Source organism: Bradyrhizobium sp. Kon69, assembly GCF_055807515.1.
In genome coordinates this window covers 1-259 of the sequence record NZ_JBVVOS010000419.1, presented here as the reverse complement: position 1 = coordinate 259, position 259 = coordinate 1, and the positions used below count along the sequence as shown (strand labels likewise).

The window sequence follows — 259 nt, the reverse complement described above, 5'->3', positions numbered from 1 at the left end:
GGTTATCGAGCGCAGCCGCCGTGACGCTGGCGCGTTGCCGCGCACTGAGGGTGCCGCCCTGGTTGTTCACGGTTTGGGCATCAACGGTCAACGCACGGCTGGCGATGACGCTGGTGCCGGTGTTGTTGAGGGTCTTGGCGCGCAGGCTCACATCACCCGCCGCGTTGCGGGTGTTATCGGGGTTGAGCCTCAACGCTGCTCGAACGTTAACATTGGGCGCACAAGCGCCATCACAAGCATGGCGTTTTTTTCTGCCAAC

General features: G+C 62.5%; 1 protein-coding gene. It reads right to left on the bottom strand.

Annotated features, from left to right (window positions below; all coding sequences use genetic code 11):
- Positions 1 to 193: hypothetical protein (locus AC0L3U_RS39650; RefSeq protein WP_473365157.1), on the bottom strand; the 193-nt coding region annotated here is incomplete at its 3' end.
- Between the last annotated feature and the right edge of the window lie 66 nt (positions 194 to 259).